This is a genomic window from Erythrobacter sp. SDW2 (assembly GCF_021431965.1).
Lineage (GTDB): Bacteria > Pseudomonadota > Alphaproteobacteria > Sphingomonadales > Sphingomonadaceae > Parerythrobacter.
The window spans coordinates 2,838,289-2,859,475 of sequence record NZ_CP090370.1 but is presented as its reverse complement, the minus strand read 5'-3'; the positions used below and the strand labels follow the sequence as shown (position 1 = coordinate 2,859,475).

General features: G+C 64.2%; 23 protein-coding genes. 10 read left to right on the top strand and 13 right to left on the bottom strand.

Features of this window, described 5'->3' with window-relative positions; genetic code table 11:
* Position 1 precedes the first annotated feature (1 nt).
* Positions 2–886, top strand: coding sequence for an LOG family protein (locus LY632_RS13990; protein WP_234091726.1), 885 nt, complete (start codon positions 2–4; stop codon positions 884–886).
* Here the strand turns inward: LY632_RS13990 and thiD are convergent.
* From thiD to glmM, 3 genes are read right to left on the bottom strand one after another with little or no spacing between them, the layout of a single operon-like run.
* Entirely contained in the window at positions 883–1,641 is a 759-nt protein-coding gene (thiD, locus tag LY632_RS13985) for a bifunctional hydroxymethylpyrimidine kinase/phosphomethylpyrimidine kinase (RefSeq protein WP_234091725.1), read from the bottom strand. The two genes, LY632_RS13990 and thiD, sit on opposite strands and share 4 nt — an antisense overlap.
* Positions 1,638–1,862, bottom strand: coding sequence for a DUF1272 domain-containing protein (locus tag LY632_RS13980; RefSeq protein ID WP_234091724.1), 225 nt, complete (start codon positions 1,860–1,862; stop codon positions 1,638–1,640). The genes thiD and LY632_RS13980 overlap by 4 nt, the downstream gene beginning before the upstream one ends.
* Positions 1,862–3,199 carry a phosphoglucosamine mutase gene (gene glmM, locus LY632_RS13975; protein ID WP_234091723.1) on the bottom strand — a complete coding sequence of 446 codons (1,338 nt, stop codon included), beginning with the start codon at positions 3,197–3,199 and terminating at the stop codon, positions 1,862–1,864. The genes LY632_RS13980 and glmM overlap by 1 nt, the downstream gene beginning before the upstream one ends.
* A 110-nt stretch (positions 3,200–3,309) precedes the next feature.
* Here glmM and LY632_RS13970 point away from each other — a divergent pair, with 110 nt between their 5' ends.
* Positions 3,310–4,605, top strand: coding sequence for a dicarboxylate/amino acid:cation symporter (locus tag LY632_RS13970; RefSeq protein ID WP_234091722.1), 1,296 nt, complete (start codon positions 3,310–3,312; stop codon positions 4,603–4,605).
* Between the two features lie 53 nt (positions 4,606–4,658).
* Positions 4,659–5,276 (top strand): superoxide dismutase, encoded by a 618-nt coding sequence (locus LY632_RS13965; protein ID WP_234091721.1) that lies wholly within the window; start codon positions 4,659–4,661, stop codon positions 5,274–5,276.
* Between the two features lie 75 nt (positions 5,277–5,351).
* On the opposite strand, the gene LY632_RS13960 is transcribed toward LY632_RS13965, so the two are convergent.
* Together LY632_RS13960 and LY632_RS13955 are read right to left on the bottom strand one after the other, a co-directional pair.
* Positions 5,352–5,963, bottom strand: a complete 612-nt coding sequence (locus tag LY632_RS13960; RefSeq protein WP_234091720.1) for a sigma-70 family RNA polymerase sigma factor — start codon at positions 5,961–5,963, stop codon at positions 5,352–5,354.
* Complete coding sequence (locus tag LY632_RS13955) at positions 5,960–6,157, bottom strand: NepR family anti-sigma factor (RefSeq protein WP_234091719.1); 198 nt, start codon at positions 6,155–6,157, stop codon at positions 5,960–5,962. Before LY632_RS13955 ends, LY632_RS13960 begins: the two co-directional genes overlap by 4 nt.
* A gap of 137 nt (positions 6,158–6,294) precedes the next feature.
* Here LY632_RS13955 and LY632_RS13950 point away from each other — a divergent pair, with 137 nt between their 5' ends.
* Positions 6,295–7,959 (top strand): CHASE domain-containing protein, encoded by a 1,665-nt coding sequence (locus tag LY632_RS13950; RefSeq protein ID WP_234091718.1) that lies wholly within the window; start codon positions 6,295–6,297, stop codon positions 7,957–7,959.
* A gap of 51 nt (positions 7,960–8,010) precedes the next feature.
* Here the strand turns inward: LY632_RS13950 and LY632_RS13945 are convergent, their stop codons facing one another.
* Positions 8,011–8,802 (bottom strand): response regulator, encoded by a 792-nt coding sequence (locus LY632_RS13945; protein ID WP_234091717.1) that lies wholly within the window; start codon positions 8,800–8,802, stop codon positions 8,011–8,013.
* A 242-nt stretch (positions 8,803–9,044) separates the two neighbouring features.
* Positions 9,045–10,202: an N-acetyltransferase gene (locus tag LY632_RS13940; protein WP_234091716.1), complete on the bottom strand. Its 1,158-nt coding sequence runs from the start codon at positions 10,200–10,202 to the stop codon at positions 9,045–9,047.
* A 142-nt stretch (positions 10,203–10,344) separates the two neighbouring features.
* Here LY632_RS13940 and LY632_RS13935 point away from each other — a divergent pair, with 142 nt between their 5' ends.
* Positions 10,345–11,433, top strand: coding sequence for a fatty acid desaturase (locus LY632_RS13935; RefSeq protein ID WP_234091715.1), 1,089 nt, complete (start codon positions 10,345–10,347; stop codon positions 11,431–11,433).
* Between the two features lie 3 nt (positions 11,434–11,436).
* On the opposite strand, the gene LY632_RS13930 is transcribed toward LY632_RS13935, so the two are convergent.
* The 6 genes from LY632_RS13930 to LY632_RS13905 form a co-directional block, all read right to left on the bottom strand.
* Complete coding sequence (locus tag LY632_RS13930) at positions 11,437–11,955, bottom strand: GNAT family N-acetyltransferase (RefSeq protein ID WP_234091714.1); 519 nt, start codon at positions 11,953–11,955, stop codon at positions 11,437–11,439.
* Positions 11,952–13,049, bottom strand: coding sequence for an LPS export ABC transporter permease LptG (lptG, locus tag LY632_RS13925; RefSeq protein WP_234091713.1), 1,098 nt, complete (start codon positions 13,047–13,049; stop codon positions 11,952–11,954). Before lptG ends, LY632_RS13930 begins: the two co-directional genes overlap by 4 nt.
* A 6-nt stretch (positions 13,050–13,055) precedes the next feature.
* Complete coding sequence (locus tag LY632_RS13920; RefSeq protein WP_370636580.1) at positions 13,056–14,240, bottom strand: LptF/LptG family permease; 1,185 nt, start codon at positions 14,238–14,240, stop codon at positions 13,056–13,058.
* Between the two features lie 153 nt (positions 14,241–14,393).
* Positions 14,394–14,783 carry an ATP-dependent Clp protease adapter ClpS gene (clpS, locus tag LY632_RS13915; RefSeq protein WP_370636543.1) on the bottom strand — a complete coding sequence of 130 codons (390 nt, stop codon included), beginning with the start codon at positions 14,781–14,783 and terminating at the stop codon, positions 14,394–14,396.
* A 220-nt stretch (positions 14,784–15,003) separates the two neighbouring features.
* Complete coding sequence (locus LY632_RS13910) at positions 15,004–15,789, bottom strand: phasin family protein (protein WP_234091711.1); 786 nt, start codon at positions 15,787–15,789, stop codon at positions 15,004–15,006.
* A gap of 136 nt (positions 15,790–15,925) precedes the next feature.
* Complete coding sequence (locus LY632_RS13905; protein WP_234091710.1) at positions 15,926–17,803, bottom strand: alpha/beta hydrolase; 1,878 nt, start codon at positions 17,801–17,803, stop codon at positions 15,926–15,928.
* Between the two features lie 159 nt (positions 17,804–17,962).
* Between LY632_RS13905 and LY632_RS13900 the strand changes: the two genes are divergently transcribed.
* From LY632_RS13900 to LY632_RS13880, 5 genes are all read left to right on the top strand, one after another.
* The gene (locus LY632_RS13900; RefSeq protein ID WP_234091709.1) at positions 17,963–19,162 is read left to right on the top strand and encodes an LL-diaminopimelate aminotransferase; all 1,200 of its coding nucleotides are present in this window, start codon (positions 17,963–17,965) and stop codon (positions 19,160–19,162) included.
* Positions 19,163–19,279: 117 nt separating this feature from the next.
* Positions 19,280–19,852 (top strand): hypothetical protein, encoded by a 573-nt coding sequence (locus LY632_RS13895; RefSeq protein WP_234091708.1) that lies wholly within the window; start codon positions 19,280–19,282, stop codon positions 19,850–19,852.
* A gap of 14 nt (positions 19,853–19,866) precedes the next feature.
* Complete coding sequence (locus LY632_RS13890) at positions 19,867–20,205, top strand: hypothetical protein (protein WP_234091707.1); 339 nt, start codon at positions 19,867–19,869, stop codon at positions 20,203–20,205.
* Positions 20,206–20,227: 22 nt separating this feature from the next.
* Positions 20,228–20,725: a hypothetical protein gene (locus LY632_RS13885; RefSeq protein ID WP_234091706.1), complete on the top strand. Its 498-nt coding sequence runs from the start codon at positions 20,228–20,230 to the stop codon at positions 20,723–20,725.
* Positions 20,726–20,730: 5 nt separating this feature from the next.
* A complete protein-coding gene (locus tag LY632_RS13880; RefSeq protein WP_234091705.1) occupies positions 20,731–21,174 on the top strand; it encodes a JAB domain-containing protein in 444 nt (147 codons plus the stop codon).
* The last annotated feature ends 13 nt before the right edge of the window (positions 21,175–21,187 follow it).

The following is a 21,187-nucleotide window of genomic DNA, read 5'->3' as shown; positions in this document are numbered from 1 at the left end:
AATGACTGACAATTCGCACGAACGCCACCTGAGCGACCGCCGCTTCTATCACGCCGAGGAAGAGGCGCGCTTCACCCAGAAAAGCCCGACCGACACACCGCAGACGCGGCACCCGGCCTATCGTCTCGCCTTTCAGGACACCGACTTCCTGCTGCGCGAGGAACTGCGCCCCGTGCGTTTCCAGCTCGAGCTGCTCAAGCCCGAGATGCTGCTGGAGGAAGCCGGCGTCGGCTCCACTCTGGTCATGTACGGCTCTGCGCGCATCCCTGCGCCCGAGGAGGCCGAAGCGCTGGTCGAAGCGGCCAAGGAGCGCGACGAATTCGAGCAGAAGGTGGCGAACAACCTCGCGGCCAAGGCCAAGTATTACGACGAGGCCTACAAGCTTGCCCGGCTGGTCAGCGAAAAATCGATCGTCGAGGATGGCCAGCGCCAGTTCGTGGTCTGCTCGGGCGGCGGCCCCTCGATCATGGAGGCAGCCAACAAGGGCGCGAGCGATGCCGGGGCCGAGAGCATCGGACTCAACATCATCCTCCCGCATGAGCAGGCGCCCAATCGCTACGTTACCCCCTACCTCGCGCTCAATTTCCACTATTTTGCGCTGCGCAAGATGCACTTCCTGTTGCGGGCCAAGGCGGTGGCGGTATTCCCCGGCGGCTTCGGCACGTTCGACGAATTCTTCGAGCTGCTGACCCTGGTCCAGACCGGCAAGATGAAGCCGATGCCGATCATCCTGTTCGGCAAGGATTTCTGGACCCGGGTGGTCGATTTCGATGCCCTGGCCGAGGAGGGCACGATCTCGCGCAAGGACCTTGACCTGATCACCTGGTGCGAAACGGCAGAAGAGGCCTGGGCCCACATCGCCGCGTTCTACGACATCAAGGGTTAGTCCGGCCGAACCGCCTGATGGCCAAGCGGGCCTGATCCGCTGCCGAAACCGGGGGCGTTCTGCAGCGCCTCGCGCACAAACCGGCGCGCTTGGGCGACCGCGTCTTCAAGCGGCTGTCCTGCACCCAGCAGCGTTGCGATGGCACTGGCGAGCGTGCAGCCAGTGCCGTGGGTATGGCGGGTGACGATACGGGCCTCGTTCCAGACCACATCCTCCTGCCCGGGGCGGACCAGCCTGTCCTCCAGCATCGGCCCGTCGGCATCGCCGCCCTTGGCGAGGTAGGGCGCACCGCGCGCCGCCATCGCCCCATGCCCGCCGAGCGCGGCGAGTTCCGGCACGTTGGGCGTTGTCAGGGTCGCCAGTTCCATGAGCCATTCGAACACATCGATCGTCGCTTCGTCCGCCAGCACCGCGCCGCTGGTGGCGATCATCACCGGATCGAATACGATCGGGCAGGGCAGGTCCTCCAACCGGTCGGCGACAACTTCGGCAATGTCGGCATTGCCGAGCATCCCGATCTTGACGGCATCGACCCCGATGTCGGTCAAGCAGGCATCGATCTGCGCGGCGACGAAAGAAGGGGCGAGGGTCTCGACGCCGGTCACACCCCTGGTGTTCTGTGCCGTCACCGCGGTGATCGCGGTCATGGCATAGCCGCCCAGCATGGTGACGGTCTTGATATCGGCCTGGATCCCCGCGCCGCCCGAACTGTCAGATCCGGCGATGACAAGGATGCGAGGCGGACGGGCGCTCACCCCTTGAATTTCCGATCGGCCGAGGGCGGGTATGTTTCGTGCAACTGCCTTGTCCTTGTGGGCCGGTCCATCAGTTCGCCGCCGCAATTGGGGCAGCGATCGTCCAGCGCGTCGGCGCATTCGGCGCAGAAGGTGCATTCGAAGCTGCAAATGAAAGCTCCGGGGGACTCGGCCGGAAGATCGGTTCCGCAACGTTCGCAATCCGGGCGCATTTCCAGCATCAGCCGGCCGCCTTCACCGCGTCGCAGATGCGGTCCACAATCGATTCAACCTGCGTCGCATCGTCGCCCTCTGCCATCACCCGGATCACCGGCTCGGTGCCCGAAGGGCGGATGACCAGCCGACCCTTGCCCGCCAATTCCGCTTCCGCCCCGGCGATCACCGCCTTGACCGCCGCGTCGTCCAGCGGCTTCCCGCCGGCGAAGCGGACGTTCTTGAGCAGCTGCGGCACCGGGTCGAACACATGCAGCACTTCGCTGGCCGGCTTCTTGAAATGCACCAGCGAGGTCAGCACCCGCAGCGCCGCCACGGTGCCGTCGCCCGTGGTGGCATGATCGAGCAGGATCATGTGCCCCGATTGCTCGCCGCCAATGTTGAAGCCACCTTCCTTCATCCGCTCGAGCACGTAGCGGTCGCCGACCTTGGTCCGCTCCAGTGTCAGTCCCTTGCCGGCAAGATAACGCTCCAGCCCCAGGTTGCTCATCACCGTGGCGACGACGCCGCCGCCGCGCAGCACGCCCTTCTCCGCCATGCGGCTGGCGATCAGCGCCATGATCTGGTCGCCGTCGACCGCGTTGCCCTTTTCGTCGATCACGATCAGCCGGTCGGCATCGCCATCTAGGGCGATGCCGACATCGGCGCCTTCCTCGACCACCCTGGCCTTGATCGCATCGAGCGAGGTCGAACCCACCCCGTCATTGATGTTGGTGCCGTCGGGATTGACGCCCAGCGCGACGACGTCCGCGCCAAGCTCCCAAATGGCGGACGGAGCAACCTGATAGGCGGCACCATTGGCGCAATCGACCACCACCTTGAGTCCGTCGAAACGCGTCTCGGTGCTGATCGACTGCTTCAGAGCGTGGATATAACGTCCGCGCGAGTCCTCGATCCGGCGGGCACGGCCGATCTCGGCGGCGGGGGCCAGCTGCGGTTCCTGTTCGAGCAGCGCCTCGATGGCGAGTTCGGTCTCGTCCGACAGCTTGAACCCGTCCGGCCCGAACAGCTTGATGCCGTTGTCGCGATAGGGGTTGTGGCTGGCCGAGATCATCACGCCCAGATCGGCGCGCATTTCGCGGGTCAGCATGGCGATGGCCGGGGTCGGCAGCGGGCCGGTCTGGATCACGTCCATGCCGACGCTGGTGAAGCCTGCGACCAGCGCCGATTCCATCATGTAGCCGGAAAGACGCGTGTCCTTGCCAATCACCACGCGGTGGCGATGGTCGCCGCGGCGGAAATAGGCGCCTGCCGCCTGCGCCACCTTCATGGCGACATCGGCGGTCATGTTGCCGACATTGGTTTCGCCGCGAATACCGTCGGTACCGAAGAATTTGCGTGCCAAGTCGCGTCCCCTGGGCAGAATTGGAGGTTGCGGCATGTGCCGCGATTTGCCACGCGCTTTAGAGTGCAAGCGCCCGCAAAGGGAAGGGCGAAGTGCAGGGGAGCCATTGCTTGACCGAACGCGAGACACAACCGGGCGCTGCCGCGACGGGCGAAGGAGGCCTCGTCACCATCCGCCTGCCGGTGTGGTGGACCTTTGGCGGCCTGCTGGCGGGATTGCTGCTGGGCTGGATGCTGGCCCCGACCAGCATGATCGACCCGCTGGTCAAGCTGACCGAACCCATCGGCGTTTTATGGCTCCGGGCCTTGCAGATGACGATTATTCCGCTGGTTGCAGCGCTGCTGGTGATCGGAATTGCCAAGATGATCGCGGCGGCGAGTGCCGGGCGGACCGCGCTGACGATGATCGTGACGGTGGCAGTATTGCTGGTGTTCAGCGGCCTCGCCGCGACCATCGCCACGCCCCTGTTGCTGGAAGCCTTCCCGCCGCCGCCGGGTGCGGCCGACCTGCTGCGCGCACCGGCGCTGCAGGGGCAGGAAGTCCCCACTATCGCCGCCTTCATCGAATCGCTCGTTGCGCCCAACATCATTGCCGCGGCTGCCGAGACCTCGACCTTGCCGCTGACGATCTTTTTCGCCCTGTTCGCCATCGCCGTGGCGCGGCTGCCGGCGGGCCAGAAGGCGACCATGCTGGCCTTCTTCGCGGCGCTCGCCAACGCCATGCTGACGATCATCGGCTGGGTGCTGTGGGTCGCACCGGTCGGGGTTTTTGCCCTGGCCGTGGGCGTGGCCGCCGAGGCCGGGGGCGGTGCCTTCGCCACGCTGGCGCATTATATCGTCATCGTCTCGGCGGTCGGCGGGATCGTGCTCCTGGCCGCCTACCTGCTGGCGATCCTGGGCGGCCGCATTGCACCGGCGAACTTCATCCGCTCGGTCCTGCCCGCACAGGCGGTGGCGATTTCCACGCAGAGCTCGCTCGCCAGCCTGCCGGCCATGCTCGACAGCGCCCGGCGGCTGGGCGTGCGCGAGGAAGTGGCCGATTTCACCTTGCCGCTGGCGGTGGCCATTTTCCGCGCCACCAGCCCGGCGATGAACCTCGCCGTCGCGCTCTACATCGCCCATCTTGCCGGAGTGGAGCTGACCCTGCCGGTCCTCGCTGCAGGGATCGCGGTGGCTTTCATCATCAGTGTCGGATCGGTCAGCCTGCCCGGATCGATCAGCTTCGTCATTTCGATCGGCCCGATCGCGCTTGCCATGGGCATCCCGATCGAGCCGCTGGCGCTGCTGGTCGCGGTCGAGATGCTGCCCGATATCATGCGCACCATCGGCAATGTGACGATGAACGTCGCGCTTGCCGGTTTCCTCAACCGCGGAAAATCCGCAAATTTGCAACCTGACGCCGGTTGAAGCGTTCCACAACCAGACCCACTTTCCGAACCAGTTCAAACGGGAGATCACCAATGGCTTTCGACGTAACCCCGCTGCCCTATGCCGACACCGCGCTGGAACCAGCCGTGTCCGCCAACACGCTGTCGTTCCATCACGGCAAGCACCACAAGGCCTATATCGACAAGATGAACGCCGCGATTGAAGGCACGGACCTTGCCGACAAGCCGATGGAAGAGATCATCGCTGCCGCGCGCGGCACCAACCAGGGCCTGTTCAACAACGCGGCGCAGAGCTGGAACCACGGCTTCTACTGGCATTCGCTGGCCGAAGACGGCGGCACGCCGACCGACGAGCTCAAGAGCATGATCGACAGCGCCTTCGGCTCGACCGAAGAACTGCTCAAGCAGCTGCAGGATCGCGGCGCCGGCCATTTTGCCAGCGGCTGGGTTTGGCTGGCGGTCAAGGACGGTGCGCTGACCATCGAGGAAACCCATGACGGCGATACGCTCGCCGACAAGGACGGCGTCCTGCCGCTGCTGGTTATCGATCTGTGGGAACACGCCTACTACCTCGACCACCAGAACGCGCGCCCTGCCTATCTCAAGGCAGTGACCGAGGGCGGCAAGCTCAACTGGGGCTTCGCAGCAGAGAATCTCGCCCGCGGCACGACCTGGACCTATCCGGCCTGATCCCGCCGACAGACTCAACAAAGGCCCGCTCTCCGCGAGGAGGGCGGGCCTTTTTCATGATGCCGTTGCCGGCAGTCAGCGCGTGGGTTCGGAAACGCCGCCGCCAGCCGCGACCAGTTCCAGCTCATCAAGGATGGCGTCCTGGGCGATCTCGTCATCGGTCGAACGTTGGGGAATGCTGCCTTCGTCGAGCATGTCGGTCAGGGCAGCGCGGGCGCGCCCGACCCGGCTCTTGATCGTGCCGACCGCACAGCCGCAGATTTCGGCGGCTTCCTCGTAGGAAAACCCGCCCGCGCCGACCAGCAACAGCGCTTCGCGCCGTTCCGCCGGCAAGGTCAGCAGCGCACGGTGCATGTCGCTGAGGTGGATCGGCTCTTCCTGTCCGGCAGGGGCCGTCAGGATGCGTTCGGCCACGCCCTCGTCATACTCGCCGCGGAAACGGTTGCGGCGCATGTCGGTCAGATAGGCGTTGCGCAGGATCACGAAGGTCCAGGCCCGCATGCTGGTACCCGGCTGGAACCGGTCCTGGGCGGCCCAGGCCTTCATCAGCGCTTCCTGGACGAGATCGTCGGCCATGTCCGGCCGTCCGCACAGGCCGCGCGCAAACGCGCGCAGGTGCGGGATAACGTCTTCGAGTTCGCGCTTGAAGTCCGCCCGCTCTGTCGCGGTGCGTTTTGGCTCTGTCATCGTGCGTCGCTCCCGCCATCGGGAGTTCGTCCCTTGGCGGGCTTGTCGAATTGCGCCAGCAGGTCCTTGAAGCTGTCGGGAAGCGGCTCGTCCACCACGGCATCGTACAGCTGGCGCAGGCCGTCGGCCCACTCCGGCTTGCCGGCTTTGCGTCCGGCAACTGCTCCGGGCTTTTCAGGTGGTTGTGAACTCATAGGTTTTCTGATCGTCCTTGCCCGTACCGATCCGCGCACGGTGGATTATTGTCATCTCGGGTATCGGAACGAAACGCAACGTGCTTGGTTCCCACATTGAGGGTGGTTCGCCCACGATACAGAAAAGGGAAGCTAGTTTGGCCTCGACGGCACCTGCCACTGTCGGTCGCTCGGGCCGCTGGCTGCTACAATATCCGCGCGCAGTGCCGGTGGCGATTTTCCTGCTCGTCGCCAGCGTGACCCTGCTGAGCGTCTTCGCCATCGAGCGGGGCGAAAGTCGGCGCGAACAGGTCCAGATCGACCAGGTTGCCGGAACCATCGGTGCGACGCTGGAACGTCGCGCCAGCACCTCCAGCGCCTATCTGCGCGCCGGAGCCGCCCTGTTCGCCACCGTCGATGCCGTTCCGCTCGCCCTCTTCAGCCGTTTTGCGGAAGAACTGCGACTGGATGACCAGTACCGGCTCTCCGGCGGGATCGGCTGGGCGGAGGTTATCGCGCCGGAATCGGCCCCCGAGTTCGAGGCCAGGATCGGGCGGCAACTGGGCCGCAAGGTCCGGGTCTACCGCATGCCTGCCGCGCCGAAGCTGCCGAGTTTCGTTCCGGTTGCCTACAGCCTGCCCGATTCCGAACGGGTCCAGCGCGCGATCGGCTTCGATATGTATTCGGAGCCCGTGCGCCGGGAAGCGATGGAGACAGCCGCGCGCAATCAGGAGCCGATCGCATCGCGCAAGGTCATCCTTGTCAGTGGCGGAGACGGACCGCGTCCGGGGTTCGTGATCTTCATGCCGGTTTACGGCCAGGCCGGCGACGAGCGCGCCCTGCGCGGCTTCATCTACAGCCCTTTCGACGGGCAGGAATTTCTCAACGGCGCCATGTATTCGGGGCTGATCGGGCAGCGCACCGTGCGGCTGTTCGATGGTCCCCGGGTTGGTGCCAATCTCATCGCGACACATCAGGAGGCCAACGGCGTCGGGCAGACGAGCGAAGTGCGGATCATGGTCGGCAACCGGCCAATGACCGTGCAAGTGCAATCGGCCGATGGCAACTCGCTGACTTCCATGTCGATGCTGACGCTGCTGTTCGGGCTCGCGGTGGCCAGCCTGTCGATGCTGGTGGCGCGGCTGCTGACCCAGCAGGCGCAGGAAGATCTCGCAGCCATCGAATATTACGCGGAGCAGAACTCGATCCGCAATTCGCTGACCCGCGAGCTCAATCACCGGGTCAAGAACACGCTTGCCAATGTCCTCTCGATCATCGCCCTGACGCGGCGCCGGACCGACAATCTCGACGATTTCGCCCAGGGTCTCGACGGGCGCATCCGGGCGCTGTCGGCGACCCATGACCTGCTGACCCAGTCCGAATGGGGGACCACGCCCCTGCGCCAGGTGGTGGTCGCGGAAATGGCGCCCTATGCCAGCAGCGATGCAAGCATGATCGAGCTCGACGGGCCGGACGTCGAACTGGCGCCCAACGATGCGCTGTCGTTCGGGCTGGCGATCCACGAACTGGCGACCAATGCCGCCAAGTATGGCGCCCTGAGCGCTGAGGGCGGCATGGTTTCGATAAACTGGCAGCGCGAGAACAACGATACCGTGCGTGTCGAGTGGCGCGAGAGCGGTGGACCCAGGGTGCCGACCGAGCGGCCGCGTGGCTTCGGCACCGAGCTGATCGAACGGATCGTGGCACATGAGCTGCGCCACCCCGTCGAACTGGATTTTGCAGAAGAGGGTGTGCGCTGCGTGCTGCGCGTTCCGGTCCGCAAGCCCAGCGAGTTCGCAATCCGCGCACCTCGCCAGGCTTGATCGGACCGGTCAGGCGCCCGGTTTGGCGCCGGCCTTAATACAGCCGGATGATCAGAGCGGCTTGCTCGAGTTGAAGAACAGCGCCTGGCTGATCGCCGCGCGGACGCTGGCTTCCTGGAACGGCTTGGTAACGAGGTAGGTCGGCTCGGGCCGGTCACCCGTCAGGAGACGTTCCGGGTAGGCGGTGATGAAAATCACCGGCACATCGAACTGCTGCAGGATATCGTCGACCGCGTCGAGACCGGAGGAGCCATCGGCAAGCTGGATATCGGCGAGGACAAGGCCGGGCGTCACTTCGCCTACCGCATCGACTGCTTGCGTGCGGGTCGCAGCCGTCCCGGCGATGTCGTGGCCAAGACCGCGCACAAGGTCTTCCAGCTGCATCGCAATCAGCGGCTCGTCTTCGATGATCAGGACGCGCGTGGTGGACTCGCGGTCGATTTCCGCCACGGCCTCGCGGACGAGATCTTCGACCTGCTCGGGTGACATGTCGAGAATGGTCGCGGTTTCTTCGACCGAGAAGTCCTCCAGGGTCGTCAGCAGCAACGCCTGGCGACACAGCGGGGTGACTGACGCCAGACGCTCGCTGGCAGCAGCCTCGTGACCGCCTGCTTGGCCGCCGACGGGTTCGATTTCCAGCGCGCTGCTCGACCACAGTGCGGTGAAGGCGCGATAGAGCGCTACGCGACCCTCGGCGATTTCCCCGCGCAGGCCATCGTCGGCCAGCGCCGCTTCCAGAGTGGCACGGACATAGGTGTCGCCGGTTTGCTGCGATCCGCTGAGGGCGCGGGCATAGCGACGCAACAGCGGGAGATGGCTGGCGACCAATTGCGATACTGACATGGATTCCCTTCCCTTGAAGATTTGGACATCAAACGAACCGTACGGCGGTCGGTTCCGCCAGCGGCCCGCGAATTCGCGAGAGCACGGGAGAATTTTTTTCGCACTTCGGGAACCAGCGGCACAGCGGTGCATTTTCCTGTTATCACCGCCGCGACCCCCCTCCCGTCCAAACGGCAGTGATACGATCCCGTAAGGCCCTCGCTCCCGACCCGGAGCGGGGGCCTTCACCTTTAGGGCGGCTTTCAAAGTGCCTTTTCGAAAATCCAGTACTCGCGGTTGACCTTGCTGCCAATGGCGTCGGCGATGGCGACCATCCCCTGGTTGTCGTCGAGAATCCAGCCGATCTCGGCCCGCTGTGTATTATATGCGCTGATAGCCACGCGGCGGATGTCCTCGATCATCATGAAGGCGAGCTGGCTGGCGAGCCGCGAATTCTGCAGCTCCTTGACCACTCCCATCAGCGGCACCCGCATGCCCGCGTTGACCGGCTTGCGCAGCCAGCGCAGGAGGTGGAACCAGCCGAATGGCAGCAGCTTGCCGTCCACTTTCTTCAGCACGCCGTTGATGTCCGGGAAGGTCAGCATGAAGGCGACCGGCTTGCCGTCCAGCTCGGCGATGCGATTGATTTCCGGGTGGATGATCTGCCTCAACTTCTTGCCGGCATAGGCGACTTCTTCCGGCGTGAAAGGGATGAAGCCCCAGTTTTTCGACCAGGCATCGTTGAGGATCCGGAGCACGATTTCGATCTCGCGCTCGAACTGGTCGAGATCGACCGGGCGGATATTGATCCGCGGATTGCGCTCGCCCGACTGGACTATACGCTGGATCAGCGGCGGGAAGCCGTGGGTGACGTCCAGGTCATAGGTCTGCAGCGCCTTGACCTTGGTGAAACCGGCGGCCTCGATCCATCCCTTGTAGTGGACCGGGTGGTGCCCCATCATGATCATCGGCGAATGGTCCTGGCCGCGCACCAGCAGGCCCGGCTCTTCCCAGATCGACATCGAGATCGGACCAAGCACCCTGGTCATGCCCTGGTCCCGGTTCCATTGCTCGGCGTGGGCCAGCAGGGCGGCCGCGACGGCGGCATCCTCGGCATCGAAATAGCCGAACATGCCGGTGCCCGGACCCATCCCCTGTTCCGGCGGGATTTCGAGGGCGAGATGGTCGATATGGGCCGAAATGCGCCCGACCGGCTGCCCGTCGCGATAAGCAATGAAGAGCTGCGCCGTGGCATGGCCGAAAAACGGGTTGGTGTCCGGGTCGATCAACTCCATCATCTCGGAGAACAGCTGCGGCACGGCATGCGGCTCGCGCGCGGCAAAGGCCCGGCCCAGTCTGACGAAGGCCTTGCGCCCGGCCTTGTCGGTGACGGGGTGAATATCTATCTGGCTGGTGCTCACAGTCGCGCAACCTCGTTCAGCTTGTGGTTTCCCTGTGTGCGCTATTTGCTCCAAGTCAAGCGACGGCGTCGATTACTCTGGTAGGAACGCCGCGTTGTCCTTTGTCCGCAGATTGCGGTATGGCCCCCACGAGACAGATACCATGAGCATCGAACAGACTCTCGACCCTGCGCAACCCGCGCTCAAGGCTGCAGCCGGCAGCTGGCACGCCCAGCTGCCCGACGACAAGGACATGCTGCGTGCCGCCCGCGACCTGACCAAGGACCTGGGAGAAGCGAAGGGTGCAATCTACTGGCCCGACATGATTGCCTCTGCCGTCGTCGGATATGCCGGCGTTGCCGGTGCGATCCTGGCCAGCGGTATGGCGCTGAAGCTGGCCTTTGGCCTGATCGGTGCGCTGGCGTTCTATCGTGCGCTGATGTTCATCCATGAACTGACCCATATCCACCGCGACGCACTGCCCGGCTTCCGGCTGGGCTGGAACCTGCTGGTCGGCATCCCGCTGCTGGTGCCGTCCTTCATGTACGAGAACGTCCACACGCTGCACCACAAGCGCACCCAGTACGGCACGATCGAGGACCCCGAGTACCTGCCGCTGGCGCTGATGAAGCCATGGAGTCTGCCGGTGTTCGTGCTGGTGGCGCTGCTGGCACCGGTCGGCCTCATCATCCGCTTCGCCGTGCTCGTGCCGCTCGGTTTCATTGTGCCGCCGATCCGCAAGCTGGTGTGGGAGCGCGCCAGCGCCTTGTCGATCAACCCCGACTTCCGCCGCCGCCCGCCCGAAGGGGATTTCCGCGGCCGGGTAATGTGGCAGGAAGTCGGCGGCATGTTGTGGTCATGGGCGCTGATTAGCAGCATCTTCGCTTTCGGCTGGGCGCCGCTGCTCACCGCTGGAGCGGTCCTTTCGCTTACCGCCGTGCTCAACCAACTGCGTACGCTGGTGGCGCATCTGTGGGAGAACGATGGCGAAGCCATGACCGTCACCGCACAGTTCCTCGACAGCGTCAACGTGCCGCCGCCCGGCATTGCGGCCGAGATCTGGGCACCGGTGGGCCTGCGTTACCATGCGCTGCATCACCTGATGCCCTCGATGCCCTATCACGACCTGCCCGAGGCGCATCGCCGCCTGCGTCGGGAGCTCGGGCGGGGTTCGGCCTACGAAGGGGCGAACCATCCCGGCATGCTGCATCTGGTGAGCCGGATCGCCCGCAGCACCATGACCGCGCGCTAGATTCTACTCCAGAAACCGGATCATCGCGCAACGCCGCTCCGCCGGGAGGCCGACTGCGGTGGCGCTGGCCAGCGACTCCGCCAGATGCGGCCGGCCCTCGAAATTCTCGACCTCGACGAAGCCATGACGGGCATAGAAGGGCGCGTTCCACGCAATGTCGCGAAAGGTGTTGAGCGTGATCGCCCGGTAGCCCGAATTGCGGGCATCGACGGCAAGCGCCTCGAGCAGGGTCGCACCGATCTTGCGGCCCTGGTGTGCCCGGGCGACGCTCAGCTCGTGCAAGTGCAGTTCCCGCCCCACCGGGGCGGCGGCAGCAAAACCGACCACTTCGTCGCCCACCAATGCGGTCAGCGAACGTCCCTTGGCGATCACCTTGGCGTGATCCGCCACCGATGCGGTTGGCGGGATCGGCACACCGGAAAGCGAGGGCTCTTCGCGCAGCAGGCCGGCGGCATCATCCTCGACCCGGTGGAACGCCTCGGCATCGCCCGGCAGCGCCAGCCGCAGCGTGAAGTCGCTCATTCCTCGGTCCGGATCAACACCGTTTCGCCCACCAGCAGGAACAGGAAAAACGGCGCCCAGGCGGCGAGCAACGGCGGGTAGCCACCGAAGCTGCCCATGGCGAGCGCGGCATTGTCGACCACGAAATAGGCGAAGCCCAGCGCCATGCCGATCACCGCGCGGACGAACAGCTGGCCCGAGCGGGCAAGGCCGAACGCCGCGACCGCTCCGAGCAAGGGCATCAGGAAAGCGCTCAGTGGCCCCGCCAGCTTGTGCCACCACTTGGCGCGCAATTCGCTGGTCCGGCGGCCGGTCGCCTCATAGGCATCGATGGCACCGCCGAGGTTCCAGAACGGCTCCGCATCGGGGTCGATCGTTTCCAGCTCGATCTGGGCCGGGCTCAGCGCCTTGCCGACCACGATGGTTTCGACCTGCTTTGTCGCGGCCGTCGTGACATCGAACTGCTCGGCCTCTTCGAGCCGCCAGCCGGGATTGACGAAACTGGCGCGCGGGGCACGGATCTGCTGCTCGATGCTGCCACCGGGGCCGCGCCGGTACCAGGTCACATCGCCCAGCCTGATGGCATTGCCCCTGCCGGTCACGGTCCTGGCGGTGAGGATATTGGTCCCGTCGGTCAGATAGACATTGGCCTTGACCTTGGCCTCCTGCGGCAAGGCCCCGTATTCGGTCGCCTCCCACGCCTTGAGCGTCGCGGTCGCACGGGTCACGACCCGCTCGTTGAAGACGAAGCTGCTCACCGAAACGAGCAGCGCCGTCAGCAGCAGCGGGGCAAGGACCTGATGGGCCGAAAGCCCGGCCGCCTTCATGGCGATGACTTCGCTGTTCTGGTTCAGGGTGATCAGCGCAATAATCGTCGCCAGCAGCACCGAATAGGGCAGGAATCGCTGGATCAGCTGCGGGATGCGCAGGGTGGCATAGGTCCACAGCTCGCCCTGGCCGTTGCCGGGTACCTTCAGAATGTCGCCGCTGGTCGACAGCAGGTCGAGCATCATCAGTACCAGCACCAGCATCACCAGCACCGCCAGAATGCGGACGATGAACATCTTGGCGAGGTACAGCGTCAGCGTGCGCGACGGAAAGAAGTCGAGATGCATCCGGACCTACTCGGCTGGTTCTGGCGCGGCGGGCGAGGCGAAATCGTCGGCCCGGTGGCGACGGCGGCGGAACAGCTTGCCGATCCGCTTGGACAGCTTGGCGAAGACGTTCTCGAGCGCGCCGATCGGCTGTCCGCCTGGTTTGTGCGCCAGCGTCCAGTACATCCACAGGATGAGGGCGGCGAAGACCACGAATGGCCCCCACAGCGCGGGGATCGGATCGACCCGCCCCAGAGCAGCGATATCTTCCGCGTACTGGTTCACCTTGTGATAGGCGACCACCATCACGATGGAGATGAACACGCCGAGCGCGCTGCTCGATCGTTTGGGCGGAACCGCCAGTGCCACCGCAAGCAGCGGCATCAGCAGCATCATGACGACCTCGACCAGCCGGAAATGGAAGCTGGCCTGGCTGGCGTCGCGCTTGATCGGGGTTTCGCCGCTGTCCCAGCCGATACTGAGCAGTTCGGGCAGGATGTATTCCCGCTCGGCATCGCCGCGCTGGCGAAATTCGTCGATCTTGGGGAGGTCGATCGGCAAATCGTGGCGGGTGAAACTGAGCACGCGCGGCGTCTCTTCACCGCTGTCCTGGATGATGGTGCCGTCGGTCAGCCGCAGGACAATCGTGTCGGGGCTGTCGCTGGTGGAGAGGAACTGGCCTTGCCGGGCACTGATCGACAGCACTTGCCCCTTGCTGTTGGCGACGCGGGCGAAGATTCCCTTGAGCTGGCGGCCGTTGTCTTCGCTTTCCTCGATCCGCAGCGCCATGCGGTCGGCGAGGCCGGTGAACTCGCCGACCTTGATAGACGCGCCCAAGGCGCCCGAGCGCAACTCGTATTCGAGTTGCTCGTAGGTGTAGCGGCTGACCGGCTGGATATAGAACACCAGCGCCACGTTGACCGCGATCAGGATGGCGGTGATGACATAGGGTACCCGCAGGAGCCGGCCATAGCTCATGCCGACGGCGCGCAGCACGTCGAGCTCGCTGGTCGTTGCCAGCTTGCGGAAAGCGAACAGGATGCCGAGCAGCAGGCCGAGCGGGATGGCGAGGCTGGCATATTCGGGGATCAGCGCGCCGAGCATCTTGAACACGACGCCGATCGGGCCGCCTTCGACCGCGACGAAATCGAACAGCCGCAGCATCTTGTCGAGCAGCAGCAGCGAGGCCGCCAGCACGAACACCGACATCATCGGCACGATGGTCAGCCGCAGGATGTACCGGTCGATGGAAGGAAGGAATTTGAACACCGGAAAGGTTCGTCGCTCGCGTGGTTCAGGTGGCTATACCAGTGGCTCTAGCGACAAATCCCGGCAAGGTCATGCCCTGTCGTGCAGGAAGATCGATCAGGCCTTCTCGAGCGTGCACTGCAGCGGGTGCTGGTTCTGGCGGGCGAAGTCCATCACCTGGTTCACCTTGGTTTCGGCCACTTCGTAAGGGAAGATCCCGCAGACGCCGACGCCCTTCTGGTGGACATGCAGCATGACCCGCGTGGCCTGGTCGAGATCCATGCGGAAGAAACGCTTGAGCACCATCACCACGAATTCCATCGGGGTGTAGTCGTCATTGAGCATCAGCACCTTGTACTGGCTCGGCTTCTTGGGTTTGGCCCGGGTCTTGGTGGCGATGCCGACCTGGCTGTCGCCGTCACCGTCGCCGCCCTGTGCGTCGTCCGCGCCGGCCATGCGGATGGCGGCGGAGACAAGGTCCAGGGGCAGGGCGGGGTGTTCGGTCATCGGGTCTGCAATATCGTATCGGTGCGCGCTGATGCAAGATGGTGATGCAAGATGGCGGCTGGTGCTTAAGGAAGACTGACCGGCGGGAGCGGTTGCGGCACCGGACATAGAAAAGGGCCGGACAGCTTTCGCTATCCAGCCCTTCCAGTATCCAGCCGGGTGGGAGAGGAGAGGTTACCCGGCTGTCTAGCTGTTTCTTGGCAAGCTGTTCTTGCGACGCTTAGGCGGCCTTCGAGAACTTCTCGGCGGCTTCGCTGTAGCGGGTCGAGATCGGGGCGAAAGCTTCATTGGCGAGCTTCAGCCAGGCTTCGGTGCTCTTCGAGCCGAAAGCGACGGCAGCGTCGAAGTTGCGGCGGGCCAGTTCGCCCTGCAGCTTGACCAGCTCGGTCGGCGACTTGACGGCGGTCAGCGCCTTGACGTCGGCGGTCACGACTTCAGCAGCCTTCTTGCTCTCTTCGAAGCCTTCGCGGGCCATGGTCTGCATGCCGGCGGCCAGGACCTTGCCCGAAGCGACGACGGCTTCGAGGTTCGCCTTGTTGAATTCGACGACTTCGCCGGCCAGCTCGGAGCCCTTGGTGTAGGCGCCCTTGAGGCGGGTCTGCGCGTCGGCAGCAAAGGTCTTGGCAGCTTCAGTGATCTTGGTGGTGTCGGTAGCCATGATGGTGTCCTTGATCTTGGAAACGGTGGAGGTGACCGGCGCAGCCTTACTGGCGGCGACAGCCTTCTTTGGAGCGGTCTTGGCAGCGACTTTCTTTGCCGGCGCCTTCTTGGCGGCAGGCTTGGTCGCAGCTTTCTTCGCTGCCGGCTTCTTGGCAGCAACTTTCTTGGCCGGAGCCTTCTTCGCCGGGGTGGCGACGGCCTTGGCAACAGCGTCGGTCTTCACCGGAGGCTTGGGATCTGCCTCGACAGCCTTCTCGACCTTCGCGGCGCTGACATTCTTGGCAGCTGCTTCGGCAAAGGCCTTCTCGGCAGCGGCATCGATCTTGCTGGTGGCGTTATCGGCCATGGCGGTATCCTTGAAATTTGGTCTGCAGTTCTATGTTGCAGTGCACAAAATAGGCATTGCGGCTGCGAAGTCAAGGATTTTTTGTGCAGTGCACAATAAACCGAAAAGGTATGGAAAAGCAAAGCTGTAATGGCGATCAGCGGCTCATGACATAGCGCCCGGGCGCGTCCTCGATCACCATATCGCCCTTGCTTTCACCCGGCTTGCGCTTGCCATCAGCCTTGACGGTCTTGCCGCCCTGGGCGCGGATCCATTCGATCCAGTCGGGCCACCAGCTGCCGGGATGCTCGACCGCACCTTCGCGGAATTGCTCGAGCGATTCGACGTTGGAGTCCTCGTTGATCCAGTACTGGTACTTGCCGCTGTCGGGCGGGTTGACCACCCCGGCGATATGGCCGGAGCCTGCCAGCACGAAACGGATGGGTCCGGTGAAGTGGTCGCGGATCTTCCATACGCTCTCGGCGGGCGCGATGTGGTCTTCCTTGCCGGCTTGGACATAGGTCGGGACCGAGACCAGCGACAGGTTGATCGGCGTCCCGTCGGCGCTCAGCGCGTCCGGCTGGACCAGCAGATTGTCGCGATAGAGCTGCTCAAGATAGGCCTTGTGCCACTTGGCCGGCAGGTTGGTGACGTCGCCGTTCCAGTGCAGCAGGTCGAACGCCGGATAGTCCTCGCCCAGCAGGTAGTTGTTGACGACGTAGTTCCAGATCAGATCCGTCCCGCGCAGCAGGTTGAAGGTTGCCGCCATGTAGCGCCCGTCGAGATAGCCTCCGCCCGACAGCGCCTCGATCGCGGCGAACTGCTTGTCGTCGATGAAGTGCAGCAGCTCGCCGGCCTTGGAGAAATCGACCTGCGCGGTGAAGAAGGTCGCGCTCTTCGCCTTGTCCTGCTCGCCGCGCCGGGCCAGAATCGCCAGTGTCGCGGCGAGGGTGGTGCCGGCCACGCAATAACCGATGGTGTGGACGCTCAGCACGTCGAGCCGCGCGCGGATATGATCGATCGCATCCATCTGGGCGCGGATGTAGTCGTCCCACACCACGTCCTTCATCGAGGCATCGGCCGACTTCCAGCTGGCTACGAAGACGGTCAGCCCCTGCTCGACGGCCCAGCGGATGAAGCTCTTCTTCGGGTTGAGGTCGAGAATGTAGAACCGGTTGATCCACGGCGGGAAAATCACCAGCGGTGTCTCGATCACCTTGTCGGTGGAAGGCGAATACTGGATCAGCTGGTAGAGCGGGGTTTCGTGCACGACCTTGCCCGGTGTCACCGCGATATTCTCGCCCAGCTTGAAGGCGTCGGGGTCGGTATGGGTCAGCTGGCCGCGGCGCATGTCGTCGAGCATGTGCTGCATGCCCTTGACCAGGTTCTCGCCCCTGGTTTCCAGCGTGCGTTCCAGCACCACCGGGTTGGTGGCGGCGAAATTGGCCGGGCTCAGCGCATCGATCACCGCCTTGACCGCAAAGCGCAGCTGTTCGCGCTTGTCCTTGTCCACTCCGTCGATCTGGTCGACCATGCCCTCCAGCTGCTCGGCCATCAGCAGGTAGGACTGGTGGATCAGGGCGAAGACCGGGTTGCTGCTCCAGCGCTCGTCGCGGAAGCGCTTGTCCTTGCGGGGGAGCTCGGGCCTGGCCTCGGAATTGTCACCGAACCGCCCGCCGAACTGGCCCAGCACGCCCTGCCACATCTGCAGGGCTTCTCCCCAGAACGCCTTCTGCGCCGACAGATCGACCATCGGCATCCGCTTGTGGAAGCTGTCGAGATAGGCCATCCAGCGCGTCGGGTCAGGCAGTTCCTTGCTGAGCTTGGCGGCCTGCTCGGCCTGGAACGAGAGCCACATCGCCTGCATGGTGCTGGCGTTCTTGGCCCATTCGCCGGCCTCGCCGAGGCTGGCGAGGCTTGGCAGGCCGGTCGGCATGGCACCGGGCATCATTTGCCCGAAGATCGAGCGGGCAGCCTCGTCCTGCAGGTCGAACAGTTTCGAGAAGGCACCGGTGGGATCATTCGTTTCGCTCATGCGAGATTCTCCTGCCCTGCGATTCTTGCGCGTTCGTGACCCTGCCCGCAAGTGGCACTTTGTTGCGCCCAACCGCGCATTCGATTGCGCGCCCTTCAGCTTTGCGTCACTAGGGCTTTCCTGCAAGACTGCAGGGCGCGAGGAACACACAGGGATCCCATGAATACCGACTTCTACCGCATCAAGCGCTTGCCACCCTATGTCATCGCAGAAGTCAATTCGATGCGGCATGCGGCGCGATCGGCGGGTGAGGACATCATCGATCTCGGCATGGGCAATCCCGACCGTCCGCCGCCGCAGCATGTGATCGACAAGCTGTGCGAAGTCGCGGCCAAGCCCGATGCACATGGCTATTCGCAGTCCAAGGGCATTCCCGGGCTGCGCAAGGCACAGGCCAATTACTATGCCCGCCGCTTCGGGGTGGAGCTCGATCCGGAGCGCGAAGTGGTCGTCACCATGGGCTCGAAGGAAGGACTCGCCAGCCTCGCCACCGCGATCACCGCGCCTGGCGACGTGGTGCTGGCCCCGAACCCGAGCTATCCGATCCACACCTTCGGCTTCATTATTGCCGGAGCGACGATCCGCAGCGTGCCGACCACGCCTGACGAGAATTACTGGCGCAGCCTCGACAAGGCGATGGCCTTCACCGTCCCGCGGCCCAGCGTGCTGGTGGTCAACTATCCCTCCAACCCGACGGCCGAGACGGTCGATCTGGCATTCTACGAACGGCTGGTCGCCTGGGCGCAGGAGAACCAGGTCTGGATCCTTTCCGACCTCGCCTATTCCGAGCTGTGGTTCGACGGCAAGCCGACCCCCTCGATCATGCAGGTAAAGGGCGCGAAGGACGTAGCGGTGGAGTTTACCTCCATGTCGAAAACCTACAGCATGGCCGGCTGGCGGATGGGCTTTGCCGTTGGCAATCAGCAGCTGATCGCCGCCATGACGCGGGTGAAAAGCTATCTCGACTACGGCGCCTTCACCCCGATCCAGGCTGCGGCTTGCGCGGCGCTCAACGGGCCGCAGGACGTGGTCGAGGAGAACCGGCTGATCTACCACAAGCGGCGCGATGTGATGGTCGAATCCTTCGCCCGGGCCGGGTGGGATATCCCGCCGCCCCCGGCCAGCATGTTCGCCTGGGCCCCGCTACCGCCGGCGCTGGCACATATGGGCAGCCTGGAGTTCTCCAAAGAACTGCTGACCCACGCCAAAGTCGCCGTGGCGCCCGGCGTTGGCTATGGCGAAGAGGGTGAAGGTTTCGTCCGAATTGCCATGGTCGAGAATGAGCAGCGGTTGCGCCAGGCGGCGCGCAACATTAAGCGCTATCTCGCCAACAAGGGCGTCAACGCCGGCGCCGTCTGACCGCGCGCGCCTCAGCGGACCGGATTAGGCCCGGTTCCGCCTCTTCAATGTTAGCGATTCGTTTGCCGATTCGGCGGAATTCGCTTAACGACAGGCTGTAGTTAGGAGTGTGCTGCCATGGGGTCGCCCCGCTTCCGTTCCCTTACGGATAGGCAAAAGGATGTTCTGGTCAGGCTCGACCGGCGGATGCCGATCAAGCTGATCGCGGCTGAACTCGACGTTTCCGAAAGCCGGGTAAACCAGCATATCCGTGCACTTAAGGATGTCTACCAGGTCTCCAACCTCAACGACCTGTGCGATTCCTACAGGGCTGAAACAGAGGCTGCGGGCGAAGCTGCACCCTACAGAAAAACTGCATCGATAAATTCTGAAGTGCCGCAAAGGCAAAGAATCGACGAACCAGAAGACCGGGTCGCACCCGGGGAGTTCGTCCTGGCCGATGTGGCGCCACTTGCGATCGAGGCGCCATGGATGGTCAGAAACGAGCCCCGGGTCGTCCCCGGGGTGCTCGACGGCGATCATGCTGTCCTCTATCGCCTAGCCGTCATCATCGGTTTGGCCTTTGCGTTCATCGTATTGGTCATTCTGGTGGTGACGGCGGCACTCTCCGTGAGTGAGGCGTCGGGCGGCAAACAGTTCGGAACCCGTGAACAAGCTGTCCAGGCGGAGACGAGCAGGCCGCCTCTCTGACCGGAGCCACTGTCATGTCCGAACGCATTCTTGAAGATGCCCAACTGATCCGCAAGCACATCCGCGAAGCGGAAGCCGTCACCGACGAGGCCATGATCGCCTGCTCAAAGCTGAAGCAGGTCATTCTCAGGGCTCGCCAGAACCCGGAAGTCGGTGTCGATGCCGCGCAGAAGGCCATGCTGCGCCTGATGCAGGCCGAACAGCAGGCCCTGGCCATGTCGACCAACCTCCTGCGCGTCCATGAGGAACTGAACAAGGTCAGCCGGGAATACATGGGGCCGGGCCAGGAAGAGGGCGAGACCTATATTGCCCCGAGCGCGATCGAGGAGCCGGCCGTTCCCGTCACTGCCTGACGGGAGCGAGCCTGCAAGGTCGATGTTCGAACTGTTCCTAGACAACAGGACTTCGATCCAGAACGCCTTTGCCGTGCTGCTGCTGGTAGCTGCCTTGTGGAAGGGAGGCGGCCCGGAGCGGGCCTGCGCCGGCACTCTGGTGGGGATGATCGCGGCGGAACTCGGCTACCATGCGTGGTTCGGCCCGTCGCGCTCGTTCCACCATTTCGACCTGTGGCATTTCACGCTCGATACGGCGGGCCTGGTCGTGCTGGTGACGATCGCGCTGCGAGCCAACCGGTTCTATCCGCTGGCGATCGCCGCGGCGCAGCTGGTGGCCTTTACCTCGCACATCGTCAGGGGCGTTGCGGAACCGGTGTCGAGCCTTTCGTATTATCTGCTCTTCACCATCCCGTTCTGGTTCCAGCTGATCATCCTCGCGATCGGGATCGCCCGGCACGGCAAGCGGGCCGGCATTCTCGGTCGCTATCGCGATTGGCGCCCCGTCGCCCCGGCAACGCGGCAGGCAAGGTATTCGTGATGGGCATGCAGGCACCCGTCGTGGCCGAGAGCGCCTTTGCCGGCGTCATCGCCGACAAGCTGCAGGGCATGCCCTCGTCGCTGGCCGACCCGCTGTTCCTGAACTACCTGCATAGCCGGTTCGATACCGCAGCAGAAGAGCGCCTGCACATCGTCTATTGCGATAGCGAGCAGCGCTACCTGCATGACGAAACGCTGATCATCGGCAGCGAGCACCAGCTGGTGCTCAAGGCGCGACCGCTGGTTCTTCGCGCCCTGACCATCGGTGCAGGGGGCCTGATCATGGCGCACAATCACCTGTCCGGCAAATGCCATCCCAGCCCGCAGGATATCCGGGCGACCCGCCGGCTGCAGGAACTGGGCGAGGCTCTGGAGCTGACGCTGATCGACCACCTTATCTTCACCCGCACCCGCTTCTTCAGCATGGCTGCCGCGGGAATGCTCGCCTGAACCTAGGTAGAGG